This is a genomic window from Flavobacterium sp. KKT103, assembly GCF_055640565.1.
Window position 1 is genome coordinate 2385238 of the sequence record NZ_CM145766.1, and the last position, 16414, is coordinate 2401651.

A 16414-nucleotide genomic window follows, 5' to 3' on the forward strand; every position below is an offset into this window, starting at 1 on the left:
TCTACTTTAAACTTAAACTACTATCTTATGAGAACAATTTTACTCCGAGTGCAAATATTATTGTTAGTAATATTCACAATGAATTCTTGTTCTTCAGATTCGTCAGAAGAATCCACAACTACTGCTAAAGCACAAGCTGCCGTTAAATTTGAATACTCAGCTGCTGAGTTATCAACCATGAAGTTGATCAATGATTACAGAGTGAGTAAGGGTTTAAATGCTCTCGAGCAAGTGAGCTATGTATCTTTGAAATCAGAAGAGCATGATCAATACATGATTACTAAAAATGTAGTAAGCCATGACGGGTTTGTTTCAAGATCAGAAGATATTGTAAAGGTAGTAGGTGCTAAAAATGTAGGTGAAAATATAGCGTATAACTACAATACTCCTGAAGCAGCGGTAAACGCTTGGTTAAATAGTGCAAGTCATAAAGAAAATATAGAAGGCAATTTTACTCATTTTGGAATTGCAATCAGAGAAAATGCAAGTACTGGCAAAAAATATTACACAAACATATTTGTTAAGATATAGATTACCCATTAAAAACAGATGCTATAATTCCCCAAATCTTACAGCTTTTGTTTTTAGTTTATAAAAGAGATTCTACTTTTGAATCTCTTTTTTTTTGTGCCAAATTTAAAAACAGCTGGCACCGCTAAAAGAATTTATATGCGTGAATGATCAAGATTTAACGTTCGTACTATTTCTTTTTTAATAGGGAGTTAACTATGTAGTAGTAGTTTTAAGGTACAAATTTACTTAAATAGTTATCTACGTTGTAGTTCCTCAAGGTCTTTTAAATTAGAGACTCTTGTATAGCTTTTAATTTTACTTTTAGTATACTTTAAATTTACTTCAATTTTAGTACTTCAGTTTACTTTTGTTTGTACCAAAGATTGTAATTAATGTAAGTAAATTATATGTAAATAATAAAAATGATGTATTTCATCGATTTTATTTGCTTTTCAGCTGTTGTTTGTAGTATGTTTGACATGTAATAAAAAACAAGCATTCAAAAATATTAAAGAAGTTTGCCCCACAATCTACTTTAAACTTAAACTACTACTTTATGAAAACAAAATTACTTTCTATCCTTTTTTTAACTGGAATTTTATTTAGCATGAATTCTTGTTCATCAGATTCTTCAGAAGATAATTCTGTAACAGCAAAGGCACAAGCAACTGTTAAGTTTGAGTATTCAGCTTCAGAATTGTCTGCTATGAAGTTGATTAATGATTATAGAGTTAGTATGGGGTTAACACCGCTACAGCCTATCAATTATGTTTCGGTAAAGTCAGAAGAGCACGATCATTACATGATTGATAAAAATGTAGTGAGCCACGATGGTTTTGTAAGTAGATCAGAAGATATTGTGAAAGTAGTAGGAGCAAAGAACGTTGGTGAAAACATAGCATATAATTATAATACACCAGAAGGAGCTGTAAACGCTTGGTTAAAGAGCGCAAGTCATAAAGAAAACATTGAAGGTAACTTTACTCACTTTGGAATAGCCATAAGAGAAAATGCTACAACTGGAAAAAAATATTACACAAATATTTTTGTAAGGATTTAATTTAAAATAATAAGTTATCACAAATTAAATTTTCCCAAAATCTTATAGTTTGTGTTTAATAAAAAAAGAGAGATTCTAATTTAGAATCTCTCTTTTTTTATAGGGATGTTATAATAAACTCACTTCGTCTATTTTGTTGATGTTCTTCTTCGCTACAATTAACCCCATCAGAACATTTATTGACTAGTTTACTTTCTCCATAACCTTTGCCAATCAATCTTTCAGACGAAACACCATTTTTGATTAACCATTCAACTGTTGACTTCGCTCTTTTTTCCGATAGATCTTCGTTGTATGAAGCAGTTCCTCTGCTATCAGTATGTGATCTAATATCTAAAGTCATTTTAGGATACTGGTTTAACACGTTTAATATTTTTTCTAAATCAACTGCCGCTTCTTCTCGGATATTCCATTTATCGAAATCAAAGTAAATCATCTTTATACCAAAACATTTTCCTAGATCATCGCCAATAGTTACCTTACATTGGTCTTTTTCTAGTGCTATATCTAATAAAGTTTTACCATTACTATTTGGAATTGTTATTTGCTTTTCATTGGATTTATAGTCTTGTTTTTCTGCTCTTACCGTATAAAGTAATCCACAGTTTACTGTAAATAAATAATCCCCATTTTTATCCGAAACGGTATTTGAAACAATGGTCATATTACGGTCAAACAATGTAACTTTCGATTGTATGATTAAATTGGCAGAATCTACATCAGTAATTTTACCTTGTATAATTTGCTCACATTTAAGAGGTTTAGTTTCTATAAATTTATAAATGTCATCGTATCCTTCTCCTCCATCTTTATTTGAACTAAAAAATCCCTTTTTAGATTTAGCATCGATTAAGTAAGCAAAATCATCTTTTGGAGAATTGATATCACTTCCTATATTTTGGACTTCGTTAAGTGAAGAATCATTATTTATTTTTGACATAAAAATATCTAGACCTCCTAGGCCAGGATGTCCATCAGATGCAAAATATAAGTCATTATCGGCACTTATAAATGGAAAGGTTTCTCTTCCTTCTGTATTAATTGTTGGTCCCAAATTTAAAGGAGTCCCAAACGAACCATCATCTTTAATTTCTACTTTAAAAATATCTGAAAGGCCAATTGTACCTGGCATATCAGATGCAAAATACAAAGTTTTTTCATCAGGACTTAGTGCAGGGTGGGCAGTGTTGTAATTATCACTATCAAACGGTAATTCATTTATATTGGACCAATTATCTCCCTCCAATGTAGCTTTGTATAATTTTATTAAAGTGACACCTTTACTGTTTTTTCCTCTTTTACCATCCAAGTAGTTGTTTCTTGAGAAGTAAACGGTTTTCCCGTCTTTAGTAAAAACAGGACTAGATTCATTGAACTTAGAATTGATATTTCTATCATATTTTATGGGGTTACTTGGGGTCATCTCATTGTCTAGGTCTGCACTATATAAGTTGGTAAAATGTTGATTGGTCCAAGAGTGTTTACGTTGTCCTATACTGCCGGTATCCCTTGCAGATGTAAAAATAATTTTGTTGTTATAAATAGCAGAGCCGTAATCAGAATATTTAGAATTTATTGCAGTTTTCTCTATCTTATATCGACCTGAATTAGCTTTTATAGCATCTAAATAGTTTGTGTTACTCACAAATAATTTAGCTCGACTATCGTTGTCTGTAATTTTATCAAACTGAGCTAGAATTTGGTCTGCTTTATCATTCTCACCAACCGATCTCAACGATTGTGCATATCTATAGTAATAGGTAGGAAGAATCTTTGCATCAGGAATTTCAAAGAGTTCTTTATACCAATAAACAGCCTTATCTAGTTGTCCGTTGAAGTAGTAGGCGTTTCCAAGTTTTTCAAACATTGGAGCAGATTTATATCCTTTTTCCGCTATTTTTTCATAGATAGTAATGGCATCTATGTAAGCAAAGTTTTCGTATTTTTTATCAGCAGCTGATAAGGTTGTTTTTTGAGAATAGATGTTAATAGTAAAAACATTTACCAGTACAAGATAGAGGAGTATATTTTTTTTCATGATACAATTTTTTAGAAGAAACGAGGAGCATTAACTTTATTATTAGTTTTGAAAATTTCATACCTTATAAAAAACTCATGGGAGCCTGAATTATAATTATTCAATTTAGTTGTTTCTAAGTCATAGCCATAGCCCAGGTACATCGATTCAGAAACCTGGAAACCTACCATTGCACTAGCAGCAGCACTTAATCGGTAAGCAAGTCCAAAGGTTAATTTATCATTAAACATAAAATTCCCTGACATATCTAGTTGTAATGGTGCTCCTTGAACAAGTTTTGTCAATATAGCTGGTTTGAATTTTACTGTAGAAGACAGTTCCATCACATATCCTGCAATTAAATAATAATTGATCTTTTCCTTAAATAAAGCAACTTCATTATCATCATATCGATTAGTCTCTATGAAATTGGGTATTGATATTCCTAGGTATGCTTTATCGGAATGCAAGTAAATTCCCGCTCCGATATTAGGTGTAAACTTGTTGGTAAATCCACGTAATTTAGGATCACCTCCAAATTCAGGGGAAAGCTGTGACACATCTAAATCAAAGATATTGGCAGTAGCTTTGATACCAAAAGAAAGTTTAACATTATCAGATGTTGGTATAGTGTAAGATAAGTCTGTTGAGATTGTGTTTTCCTTTGTAGGGCCAATTTTATCACTTATTATTGATATCCCAAGTCCCAATCTACTTTCGTTAAATGGAGTATTTATCGAAATTGCATTTGTTGTTGGGGCACCATCTAAACCTACCCATTGTGTACGATGAAGAGAGAAAATACTCATAGCCCCTCTTGAGCCAGCATAAGCAGGATTTATATTTATAGTGTTGTACATGTATTGGGTAAATTGTGCATCTTGTTGCGCAAAGCTTACCATGGCTGTAAACATCAAACTGAATAATAATAGTTGTTTTTTCATTTGATTTGGTTTTTAATCTAGAGGCATAAGCATTACCTCTAGTATTAGTTTGTGTTTGTTTATCTAGTAAGGTATAAGTATCCTTGTTTGCTATTCGTTATGATTTCATTTTGCAAACCAACTGATTTGTAATTTAAAACATAGAAATAAGTTCCTGTTGGTAAACCGGCTGACCTATCGACGGTAACTCTTCCTTCTGAATAGCCTCTAAATACTTTGGTCACATTATCGTATCCTTTTGTTTCGTAAACTAATACGCCCCAACGATTGTATATTTCTACTGTATTTTCAGGATAACAGATTACATCTTCAATATTATCTATTTTAAATCGGTCATTGATACCGTCTCCGTCAGGAGAAAAAGCATTATGAACAAAAATAGACCCACAACCCAAAACAAAACTTTGGTCAATCTTTAAATTAATTATGTACTTTATAGGGCAAGTATCAGTTGTTGCGTTATATTCAAAACTATAATCACCTGAAGCTAAGTTATTAGGATCTAAAAAACTTCCGCTAAGGGCACCCGTATTAGATATATCTTGCCAAGTTCCGTTTTTCGGAGCATCTTGAGGTAGGTATATTGTTAGATCAACTGGAATCGAATTAATGCTATTGATAAAATCAGGTACAGTGATAGTTATTGTATTGGTGTTTATGGTAACATTTACAGTCTGTATATAATCTGCTGCATTTCCACAATTATCTTTAACATTCCATGTTCGAATGATTGAATAAGAATTTGCTGAATTAGTTATAGTACGTTCGGTATAGACAACTATAGGTTTTATATCAGAACATTGATCAATAAATACTAGAATTGGTGCGCTTGGAACTACATCGCAAGTAACGTTAATTACCGCAGGGAAATTAGTTGTAGGTATTGGTGCAGCTACGTCCTGAACATTAATTTTTTGTGTTGCTGTTGCCATATTACCGCAATTATCTTTTGCAGTCCATGTTCTAATGATAGAATAGTTACCTGCACAAGTACCGTTTATTCTTTGATCCACAAATGTTAAGATTACTGATTGATCTATATTATCAGTTGCTGTTGCCTGAGTGAAGCTAGGAATGGCAGGACAATTTATTGTAGTTTCTGCTGGTAGCGGATTAATAATAGGCGGCGTTTTATCTCCATCAATAATAATAATTGATTTTGTATCACTGCATCCGCTTGCATCAGTAATTTTAACAATATAGGTTCCTGCTGCTAAATTTGTCGCTACAGCTGTAGTTTGGATAGGGTTTGTATTCCAACTGTAAGTATAACTTCCAGTTCCTCCACTTGCAGTAGCAGTTGCTTGTCCATTGTTACCTGCAAAACAAGAAACATTAGAAAATGTATTAATACTAGCTGCAATAGGAGTCGGTTGCACGATAGTAAACGTACCGGTCATCGGCTTACAGTTATTGGCATCCGTCACGCTGTAAGCCAAGTTGGTCCCAGCAGCATGCGTGAATATCCCTGTCGCATTCGTCACCCCATCAAAAGTATAGGCTAAAGCACCCGTTCCACCAGAAGCAGCTATGGTTACAGTAGCATTTCCACCATTACAGGCAATTGTAGATTGAGAAATCGTAGACACTGCAATAGGAGTCGGTTGAACGATAGTAAACGTACCGGTCATCGGCGTACAGTTATTGGCATCCGTCACGCTGTAAGCCAAGTTGGTCCCAGCAGCATGCGTGAATATCCCTGTCGCATTCGTTACTCCATCAAAAGTATAGGCTAAAGCACCCGTTCCACCAGAGGCAGCTATGGTTACCGTAGCATTTCCACCATTACAGGCAATGGTAGATTGAGAAATCGTAGACACTGCAATAGGAGTCGGTTGAACGATAGTAAAGGTACCGGTTATCGGCGTACAGTTATTGGCATCCGTTACGCTGTAAGCCAAGTTGGTCCCAGCAGCATGCGTGAATATCCCTGTCGCATTCGTCACCCCATCAAAAGTATAGGCTAAAGCACCCGTTCCACCAGAGGCAGCTATGGTTACCGTAGCATTTCCACCATTACAGGCAATTGTAGATTGAGAAATCGTAGACACTGCAATAGGAGTCGGTTGAACGATAGTAAACGTACCGGTCATCGGCGTACAGTTATTGGCATCCGTCACGCTGTAAGCCAAGTTGGTCCCAGCAGCATGCGTGAATATCCCTGTCGCATTCGTTACTCCATCAAAAGTATAGGCTAAAGCACCCGTTCCACCAGAAGCAGCTATGGTTACCGTAGCATTTCCACCATTACAGGCAATTGTAGATTGAGAAATCGTAGACACTGCAATAGGAGTGGGTTGAACGATAGTAAAGGTACCGGTTATCGGCGTACAGTTATTGGCATCCGTCACGCTGTAGGCCAAGTTGGTCCCAGCAGCATGCGTGAATATCCCTGTCGCATTCGTTACCCCATCAAAAGTATAGGCTAAAGCACCCGTTCCACCAGAAGCAGCTATGGTAACTGTAGCATTTCCACCATTACAGGCAATGGTAGATTGAGAAATCGTAGACACTGCAATAGGAGTCGGTTGAACGATAGTAAAGGTACCGGTTATCGGCGTACAGTTATTGGCATCCGTCACGCTGTAAGCCAAGTTGGTCCCAGCAGCATGCGTGAATATCCCTGTCGCATTCGTCACCCCATCAAAAGTATAGGCTAAAGCACCCGTTCCACCAGAAGCAGCTATGGTTACCGTAGCATTTCCACCATTACAGGCAATTGTAGATTGAGAAATCGTAGACACTGCAATAGGAGTCGGTTGAACGATAGTAAACGTACCGGTCATCGGCGTACAGTTATTGGCATCCGTCACGCTGTAAGCCAAGTTGGTCCCAGCAGCATGAGTGAATATCCCTGTCGCATTCGTTACTCCATCAAAAGTATAGGCTAAAGCACCCGTTCCACCAGAGGCAGCTATGGTTACCGTAGCATTTCCACCATTACAGGCAATGGTAGATTGAGAAATCGTAGACACTGCAATAGGAGTCGGTTGAACGATAGTAAAGGTACCGGTTATCGGCGTACAGTTATTGGCATCCGTTACGCTGTAAGCCAAGTTGGTCCCAGCAGCATGCGTGAATATCCCTGTCGCATTCGTCACCCCATCAAAAGTATAGGCTAAAGCACCCGTTCCACCAGAGGCAGCTATGGTTACCGTAGCATTTCCACCATTACAGGCAATTGTAGATTGAGAAATCGTAGACACTGCAATAGGAGTCGGTTGAACGATAGTAAACGTACCGGTCATCGGCGTACAGTTATTGGCATCCGTCACGCTGTAAGCCAAGTTGGTCCCAGCAGCATGCGTGAATATCCCTGTCGCATTCGTTACTCCATCAAAAGTATAGGCTAAAGCACCCGTTCCACCAGAAGCAGCTATGGTTACCGTAGCATTTCCACCATTACAGGCAATTGTAGATTGAGAAATCGTAGACACTGCAATAGGAGTGGGTTGAACGATAGTAAAGGTACCGGTTATCGGCGTACAGTTATTGGCATCCGTCACGCTGTAGGCCAAGTTGGTCCCAGCAGCATGCGTGAATATCCCTGTCGCATTCGTTACCCCATCAAAAGTATAGGCTAAAGCACCCGTTCCACCAGAAGCAGCTATGGTAACTGTAGCATTTCCACCATTACAGGCAATGGTAGATTGAGAAATCGTAGACACTGCAATAGGAGTCGGTTGAACGATAGTAAAGGTACCGGTTATCGGCGTACAGTTATTGGCATCCGTCACGCTGTAAGCCAAGTTGGTCCCAGCAGCATGCGTGAATATCCCTGTCGCATTCGTCACCCCATCAAAAGTATAGGCTAAAGCACCCGTTCCACCAGAAGCAGCTATGGTTACCGTAGCATTTCCACCATTACAGGCAATTGTAGATTGAGAAATCGTAGACACTGCAATAGGAGTCGGTTGAACGATAGTAAACGTACCGGTCATCGGCGTACAGTTATTGGCATCCGTCACGCTGTAAGCCAAGTTGGTCCCAGCAGCATGAGTGAATATCCCTGTCGCATTCGTTACTCCATCAAAAGTATAGGCTAAAGCACCCGTTCCACCAGAAGCAGCTATGGTTACCGTAGCATTTCCACCATTACAGGCAATGGTAGATTGAGAAATCGTAGACACTGCAATAGGAGTCGGTTGAACGATAGTAAAGGTACCGGTTATCGGCGTACAGTTATTGGCATCCGTTACGCTGTAAGCCAAGTTGGTCCCAGCAGCATGCGTGAATATCCCTGTCGCATTCGTCACCCCATCAAAAGTATAGGCTAAAGCACCCGTTCCACCAGAGGCAGCTATGGTTACCGTAGCATTTCCACCATTACAGGCAATTGTAGATTGAGAAATCGTAGACACTGCAATAGGAGTCGGTTGAACGATAGTAAACGTACCGGTCATCGGCGTACAGTTATTGGCATCCGTCACGCTGTAAGCCAAGTTGGTCCCAGCAGCATGCGTGAATATCCCTGTCGCATTCGTTACTCCATCAAAAGTATAGGCTAAAGCACCCGTTCCACCAGAAGCAGCTATGGTTACCGTAGCATTTCCACCATTACAGGCAATGGTAGATTGAGAAATCGTAGACACTGCAATAGGAGTCGGTTGAACGATAGTAAAGGTACCGGTTATCGGCGTACAGTTATTGGCATCCGTCACGCTGTAGGCCAAGTTGGTCCCAGCAGCATGCGTGAATATCCCTGTCGCATTCGTTACCCCATCAAAAGTATAGGCTAAAGCACCCGTTCCACCAGAGGCAGCTATGGTTACTGTAGCATTTCCACCATTACAGGCAATTGTAGATTGAGAAATCGTAGACACTGCAATAGCAGTCGGTTGAACGATAGTAAACGTACCGGTTATCGGCGTACAGTTATTGGCATCCGTCACGCTGTAAGCCAAGTCGGTCCCAGCAGCATGCGTGAATATCCCTGTCGCATTCGTTACCCCATCAAAAGTATAGGCTAAAGCACCCGTTCCACCAGAAGCAGAAATAGTAACTGTAGCATTTCCACCATTACAGGCAATTGTAGATTGAGAAATCGTAGACACTGCAATAGGAGTCGGTTGAACGATAGTAAACGTACCGGTCATCGGCGTACAGTTATTGGCATCCGTCACGCTGTAGGCCAAGTTGGTCCCAGCAGCATGCGTGAATATCCCTGTCGCATTCGTCACCCCATCAAAAGTATAGGCTAAAGCACCCGTTCCACCAGAAGCAGCTATGGTTACTGTAGCATTTCCACCATTACAGGCAATTGTAGATTGAGAAATCGTAGACACTGCAATAGGAGTCGGTTGAACGATAGTAAACGTACCGGTCATCGGCGTACAGTTATTGGCATCCGTCACGCTGTAAGCCAAGTTGGTCCCAGCAGCATGCGTGAATATCCCTGTCGCATTCGTCACCCCATCAAAAGTATAGGCTAAAGCACCCGTTCCACCAGAAGCAGCTATGGTTACCGTAGCATTTCCACCATTACAGGCAATTGTAGATTGAGAAATCGTAGACACTGCAATAGGAGTCGGTTGAACGATAGTAAACGTACCGGTCATCGGCGTACAGTTATTGGCATCCGTCACGCTGTAGGCCAAGTTGGTCCCAGCAGCATGCGTGAATATCCCTGTCGCATTCGTCACCCCATCAAAAGTATAGGCTAAAGCACCCGTTCCACCAGAAGCAGCTATGGTTACTGTAGCATTTCCACCATTACAGGCAATTGTAGATTGAGAAATCGTAGACACTGCAATAGGAGTCGGTTGAACGATAGTAAACGTACCGGTCATCGGCGTACAGTTATTGGCATCCGTCACGCTGTAAGCCAAGTTGGTCCCAGCAGCATGCGTGAATATCCCTGTCGCATTCGTCACCCCATCAAAAGTATAGGCTAAAGCACCCGTTCCACCAGAAGCAGCTATGGTTACCGTAGCATTTCCACCATTACAGGCAATTGTAGATTGAGAAATCGTAGACACTGCAATAGGAGTCGGTTGAACGATAGTAAACGTACCGGTCATCGGCGTACAGTTATTGGCATCCGTCACGCTGTAAGCCAAGTTGGTCCCAGCAGCATGCGTGAATATCCCTGTCGCATTCGTTACCCCATCAAAAGTATAGGCTAAAGCACCCGTTCCACCAGAGGCAGCTATGGTTACCGTAGCATTTCCACCATTACAGGCAATTGTAGATTGAGAAATCGTAGACACTGCAATAGGAGTGGGTTGAACGATAGTAAAGGTACCGGTTATCGGCGTACAGTTATTGGCATCCGTCACGCTGTAGGCCAAGTTGGTCCCAGCAGCATGCGTGAATATCCCTGTCGCATTCGTCACCCCATCAAAAGTATAGGCTAAAGCACCCGTTCCACCAGAAGCAGCTATGGTTACAGTAGCATTTCCACCATTACAGGCAATTGTAGATTGAGAAATCGTAGACACTGCAATAGCAGTGGGTTGAACGATAGTAAACGTACCGGTCATCGGCGTACAGTTATTGGCATCCGTCACGCTGTAGGCCAAGTTGGTCCCAGCAGCATGTGTGAATATCCCTGTCGCATTCGTTACCCCATCAAAAGTATAGGCTAAAGCACCCGTTCCACCAGAAGCAGCTATGGTTACCGTAGCATTTCCACCATTACAGGCAATTGTAGATTGAGAAATCGTAGACACTGCAATAGGAGTCGGTTGAACGATAGTAAAGGTACCGGTTATCGGCGTACAGTTATTGGCATCCGTCACGCTGTAAGCCAAGTTGGTCCCAGCAGCATGCGTGAATATCCCTGTCGCATTCGTCACCCCATCAAAAGTATAGGCTAAAGTACCCGTTCCACCAGAAGCAGCTATGGTTACCGTAGCATTTCCACCATTACAGGCAATTGTAGATTGAGAAATCGTAGACACTGCAATAGGAGTCGGTTGAACGATAGTAAACGTACCGGTCATCGGCGTACAGTTATTGGCATCCGTCACGCTGTAAGCCAAGTTGGTCCCAGCAGCATGCGTGAATATCCCTGTCGCATTCGTCACCCCATCAAAAGTATAGGCTAAAGCACCCGTTCCACCAGAAGCAGCTATGGTAACTGTAGCATTTCCACCATTACAGGCAATTGTAGATTGAGAAATCGTAGACACTGCAATAGGAGTCGGTTGTGTTATGGTTGCTACGGTGGTTGTTGTACAGCCTTTATTGTCAGTTATAGTTACAGTATACGATCCTGCAGTTAAACCAGATGCAGTAGCGGTTGTTTGAATTGGACTAGTGTTCCAAGAATAGGTGTACGGAGAAGTTCCGTCTTGCGCAGCAACAGTTGCAGTTCCGGTATTACCGCCAAAGCAATTTATATTCGTCTGAGAACTAATTGTGGCAGATAGTGCGTTAGCTGGTTCAGTAAGAGTGAACGACTGAGAAACCGTACATCCTTTCGAATCTGTTACAGTAACAGAGAAAGTACCCGCTTTTAAAGTTACTTGATTTTGAGATGTGGTAGAAACACCAGTGCCGGTCCAAGCATAAGTGTATGGAGCAAGTCCGCCTGTTGGTGTAATGTTTATTGATCCAGTTGAAGCGCCCTTGCAAGCAATATTAGTTTGAGTAAATGTCAATGTTGGTGCTTGTGATACAGTGATTGTTGCTTCAGTCGTATTTATGTTATTACCACTACATAGACCTGAAATTGAAAAAACTGCTCTAAATTTAGTTGTTACATTTAAGTTTGTTGCTGTGTATGTATTTGTTGTGTTTGCTATATCTGTCCAAGTTGAATAAGGACTAATAGCGGATTGCCATTTAATAATGGTAGAACCAACAGTAAGTCCATTGGCTGTTAAAGTTGTACTATTAGTTCCTGAACAAACAGTTTTATCAGAAGTTACCGAACCTTTTAGTGGAATTCCAAAAGTTAATGGAGTATCGATACATCTGCTAGAGTTTGCTGAATTACCGCTTACAGATGCTAATTTAGTTACAGTTAAAACCCCTGGATTATTAAGCAGGCAAAGATTATATCCAATACTTCCAAATGGAATATTAAATTCTAAAAATGAACCACCACTGCTAGTACATCCAGTGGAGCTTCCGTTTTGTGCAGCAAGTCCATTATTGACAGCTAGCGCAGTTTTAATACTGCCACTACCTGAGTATAACTTAAACGTTGATGTATTCGAGTTTACTTCAATTATGTATTCAGCACCAGCAACGGTAAGTGGGCCCCCAAAATCATCCGAAGTTAAACCAGTTAAAGGATTATTATCCGTATCTAGATAAAGTCTGAAAAGTGCGGCTCCACCGTTACCTATATTCATACCTAATCGAAGTACTTGATTTTGCGTATCTACTTTAGCATGAATTGTTCCCACTTGGCAAGTAGAGGAGGGTGAAGCTGATACTATTTGGCTGAAAAATATTCCAGTAGCATATTCATCGCCGATTTCTCCTGGACCAGGACAATATTTACCGTCAAATGTGTTTTGTGAAAAACTATTTGTTTGTACAATTAATGACGTTATTAAAAGTAGAAAAAAATGGTTTAGTGTTGTTAGTTTTGCTTTCATACAACTAAATATTTAATTATGATTGTTGCTCTTTAATCAAAAGTGGATTAGTTCGCGATATGTAATTGAAATATAATTTATCAAACGTATGATTGTCATACGTTAAACAATAATTGTTTTTGTTTGTCATTCTACGGGGCTTGAATGACTTTTTATTGTTCTATAAAAAATTGTGATATATAAATTTACCATATTAAAGAATTAAACATTCAATTTATCTTTAACTAACCTAAATAGTCGATAAAATGTTAAAATTTTGTATTTTTTGTACTATTTATGGTAAAAGTTGTTGAACTTTTAAGGTGTAAAGAGTAGATGCATACTACCTGATTGGATATGAGTTAGTTGTCTTTTATTTAGTTTGTATACTTTTAGACATAAAAAAAAGCCTTAGAATTACTTCTAAGGCTTTATAAAATTTTAATTTATTCTAAATTTATAATTTTGTTATTATAAATTCACTTCTTCTATTTTGTTGGTGCTCTTCTTCAGAACATATGACACCATCTACGCATTTATTAATTAGTTGTGATTCACCATAACCTTTACCAGTTAATCTTCTAGCTTCGATACCGTTTTTAATTAACCAACTAATTGTAGATTTAGCTCTACGATCAGATAAAGATTCATTGTATTTAAATGTTTGTCTACTATCTGTGTGTGATCGAACATCTATTTCCATATTTGGATTCTCTTTTAAAACATCCAATATTTTTTCTAAATCGATTGCTGCTTCAGGTCTTATGTTAGATTTATCGAGATCAAAGTAAATCATTGTAATTCCGAAACATTTACCTAAATCATCTCCTATAACAACGTTACAACCTGCTTTTTCTAAAGCAGTAGGAGCGTAGGTTTTTCCAGACACTTTTGGAATGATTATTTTTTCTTCTTTTGCACTGTATTCTGGTTTTTGAGTTCTGATACTATATGTTTTTCCGCACTCCACAGTAAACGAATAAAATCCTTTATCATCGGATATTACTTGCTCTATAGTATTTAATTGCGAATCAAGTAACATTACTGTGGTATTAGGTAAAGCTTCACCTGTTGCTTCATCAGTTACATTTCCATCAAGTATTTGCTCACAAATTAGTTTTTTAGTTTCCACAAATTTATAGATGTCGTCGTATCCTAATCCACCATCTTTATTGGAGCTAAAGAATCCTACTCTAGATTTTGTATCTATTAAATAAGCAAAATCATCTTTAGGCGAATTAATATCTGCACCAAGATTTTGCACTTCGCTAAAAGAATTGTTTGGACTTATTTTAGAAACAAATACATCCAAACCACCCAATCCAGGATGACCATCTGATGCAAAATACAATTCGTTTTCGTCAGTCAAGAATGGAAATGTTTCTCTACCTTCAGTATTTATTTGTGATCCTAAGTTTACAGGAGTACCATATGTGCCATCATCATTAATTGATACTTTAAATAAATCAGATTGTCCAAGAGTTCCTGGCATGTCCGATGCAAAGTATAGCGTTTTTTCATCTGTGCTTAGTGCGGGGTGAGCAGTACTATAATTGTCGCTATTGAAAGGAAGCTCTTCAATATTGGTCCATGTATTGTTAGTCAATTTAGCTTTATATATTTTAACTAAAGTGATTCCAGCAGTATTACGTCCTCGTTTTCCTTCTAAATAATTATTTCTAGTAAAATAAATAGTTTCGCCGTTTTTAGTAAAAATAGGAGTCGATTCATTGAACTTGGAATTAATATTTTGATCGAATTTAATTGGGTTCACAGGATTCATATCCGTTCCTAAATCAGCTGAATACAAATTTGTAAAATGTTGATTTGTCCAAGTATGTTTTCTTTGTCCCACAATACCCGTATCTCTAGCAGATGTGAAAATTATCTTGTTATTGTATAATGCAGTACCATAATCAGAGTAGATTGAATTTATTCCGGCATCTTCTATCGTGTATCTTCCAGAATTTGCTTTAATCTCATCAAGATAATTTTTATTCTTTAAGAATAATTCAACTCTACTATCATCAGGTGATAATTTACTTAAATTTTCAAGAACAGCATTTGCTTTATCGTTATTACCTATAGATCGTAAAGACTGTGCGTAACGATAATAGTATTCCGTTCCAAAGTTTGTCGACATGTTAAACAGTTCGGTGTACCATTTAGAAGCATTTTCTAATTGCCCATTAAAATAATAAGCATTTCCAAGGTTTTTAAAAAGTTCCTCTGATTTATAACCTTTTTCAGCGATTCGTTCATACGTTTTTATAGCGTCGATAAATGCATACTTATCATAGTTTTTATCCGCTCTTTCAACTTTTTGGGCGAAACAGTTAGATGAAAAAACACTTACTATTAGTAGGGATGTATATATAAATTTTTTCATAGTAATTGTTTTAAAAGAATCTTGGGGTTGTAATTTTTTTATTGTTTTTAAAGATATCATATCGTAAGAATACTTCATGTGATCCAGCATTATAATTAGCTAACCTTGTTGTTTCAAGGTCATACCCATATCCTATATACATTCCATCTGTAATTTGAAATCCTACCATAGCACTTACTGCAGCACTCCATCTGTATGCAACTCCAACAGTAAACTTATCATTAATTAAAAAGTTACCTGACAAATCGACTTGTAATGGCGCTCCATTTACCATTTTGGTTAATAGGGCCGGTTTAAACTTTAGGTTATAATCTAAATCAAATACATATCCGGCAATTAAATAGTAATTGATTTTCTCCTTAAAGATTGCTACCTCATTATCATCATATCTATTAGTTTCAATGAAATTAGGTATTGATAATCCTACATACGCTTTATCTGAATGATAATAAATTCCTGCTCCTATATTCGGAGTAAATTTGTTATTGTAATCGCGGATGCTTGGGTCACTCTGAACAGGATTAAGTTTAGAAGCGTCTAGGCTAAATAAATTTGCAGTTGCTTTTAAACCAAATGATAATTTAAATTTTTCAGATGTAGGCACAGTATACGATAAGTCAGCTGAAACTGTATTTTCGTCGGTTGGACCAATTTTATCATTTATTATAGAAACTCCAAGACCTAGATTTTTAGTATTTAAAGGTGTATTTATGGAAGCAGTATTTGTTACAGGTGCTCCATCTAGACCTACCCACTGTGTTCTATGTAAAGCAAAAATACTCATGACACCTCTCGATCCGGCATAAGCTGGATTTATATTGATGGTGTTATACATATACTGCGTAAACTGAGCATCTTGTTGTGCAAAGCTCATTAATCCCGTAAACAATATCGTAACAAGTAGGAATTTATTTTTCATTTGAATTAATTTATAAACCTGGGTGCTGTTGACCCAGGTTG

General features: G+C 38.0%; 7 protein-coding genes. 2 read left to right on the forward strand and 5 right to left on the reverse strand.

The window, feature by feature from the left end:
- Positions 1-27 precede the first annotated feature (27 nt).
- A complete protein-coding gene (locus tag ACZ2G0_RS10260) occupies positions 28-531 on the forward strand; it encodes a CAP domain-containing protein (RefSeq protein WP_470307559.1) in 504 nt (167 codons plus the stop codon).
- 538 nt (positions 532-1069) lie between these two features.
- Entirely contained in the window at positions 1070-1573 is a 504-nt protein-coding gene (locus ACZ2G0_RS10265; RefSeq protein ID WP_470307560.1) for a CAP domain-containing protein, read from the forward strand.
- Positions 1574-1670: 97 nt separating this feature from the next.
- On the opposite strand, the gene ACZ2G0_RS10270 is transcribed toward ACZ2G0_RS10265, so the two are convergent.
- From ACZ2G0_RS10270 to ACZ2G0_RS10290, 5 genes are all read right to left on the reverse strand, one after another.
- Entirely contained in the window at positions 1671-3611 is a 1941-nt protein-coding gene (locus ACZ2G0_RS10270) for an OmpA family protein (protein WP_470307561.1), read from the reverse strand.
- Positions 3612-3622: 11 nt separating this feature from the next.
- Positions 3623-4534 carry a PorP/SprF family type IX secretion system membrane protein gene (locus ACZ2G0_RS10275; protein ID WP_470307562.1) on the reverse strand — a complete coding sequence of 304 codons (912 nt, stop codon included), beginning with the start codon at positions 4532-4534 and terminating at the stop codon, positions 3623-3625.
- A gap of 59 nt (positions 4535-4593) precedes the next feature.
- Positions 4594-13086, reverse strand: coding sequence for a T9SS type B sorting domain-containing protein (locus ACZ2G0_RS10280; RefSeq protein ID WP_470307563.1), 8493 nt, complete (start codon positions 13084-13086; stop codon positions 4594-4596).
- A gap of 436 nt (positions 13087-13522) precedes the next feature.
- On the reverse strand, positions 13523-15454 hold the full coding sequence (locus ACZ2G0_RS10285) for an OmpA family protein (protein WP_470307564.1): 1932 nt from the start codon (positions 15452-15454) through the stop codon (positions 13523-13525).
- A 10-nt stretch (positions 15455-15464) separates the two neighbouring features.
- A complete protein-coding gene (locus ACZ2G0_RS10290; protein WP_470307565.1) occupies positions 15465-16373 on the reverse strand; it encodes a PorP/SprF family type IX secretion system membrane protein in 909 nt (302 codons plus the stop codon).
- Positions 16374-16414 lie beyond the last annotated feature (41 nt).

Bases quoted from the DNA above. Each gene is read 5' to 3' on its own strand.
- ACZ2G0_RS10260 (WP_470307559.1), top strand. From the start codon at position 28: ATGAGAACAATTTTACTCCGAGTGCAAATATTATTGTTAGTAATATTC.
- ACZ2G0_RS10265 (WP_470307560.1), top strand. From the start codon at position 1,070: ATGAAAACAAAATTACTTTCTATCCTTTTTTTAACTGGAATTTTATTT.
- ACZ2G0_RS10270 (WP_470307561.1), bottom strand. From the start codon at position 3,611: ATGAAAAAAAATATACTCCTCTATCTTGTACTGGTAAATGTTTTTACT.
- ACZ2G0_RS10275 (WP_470307562.1), bottom strand. From the start codon at position 4,534: ATGAAAAAACAACTATTATTATTCAGTTTGATGTTTACAGCCATGGTA.
- ACZ2G0_RS10280 (WP_470307563.1), bottom strand. From the start codon at position 13,086: ATGAAAGCAAAACTAACAACACTAAACCATTTTTTTCTACTTTTAATA.
- ACZ2G0_RS10285 (WP_470307564.1), bottom strand. From the start codon at position 15,454: ATGAAAAAATTTATATATACATCCCTACTAATAGTAAGTGTTTTTTCA.
- ACZ2G0_RS10290 (WP_470307565.1), bottom strand. From the start codon at position 16,373: ATGAAAAATAAATTCCTACTTGTTACGATATTGTTTACGGGATTAATG.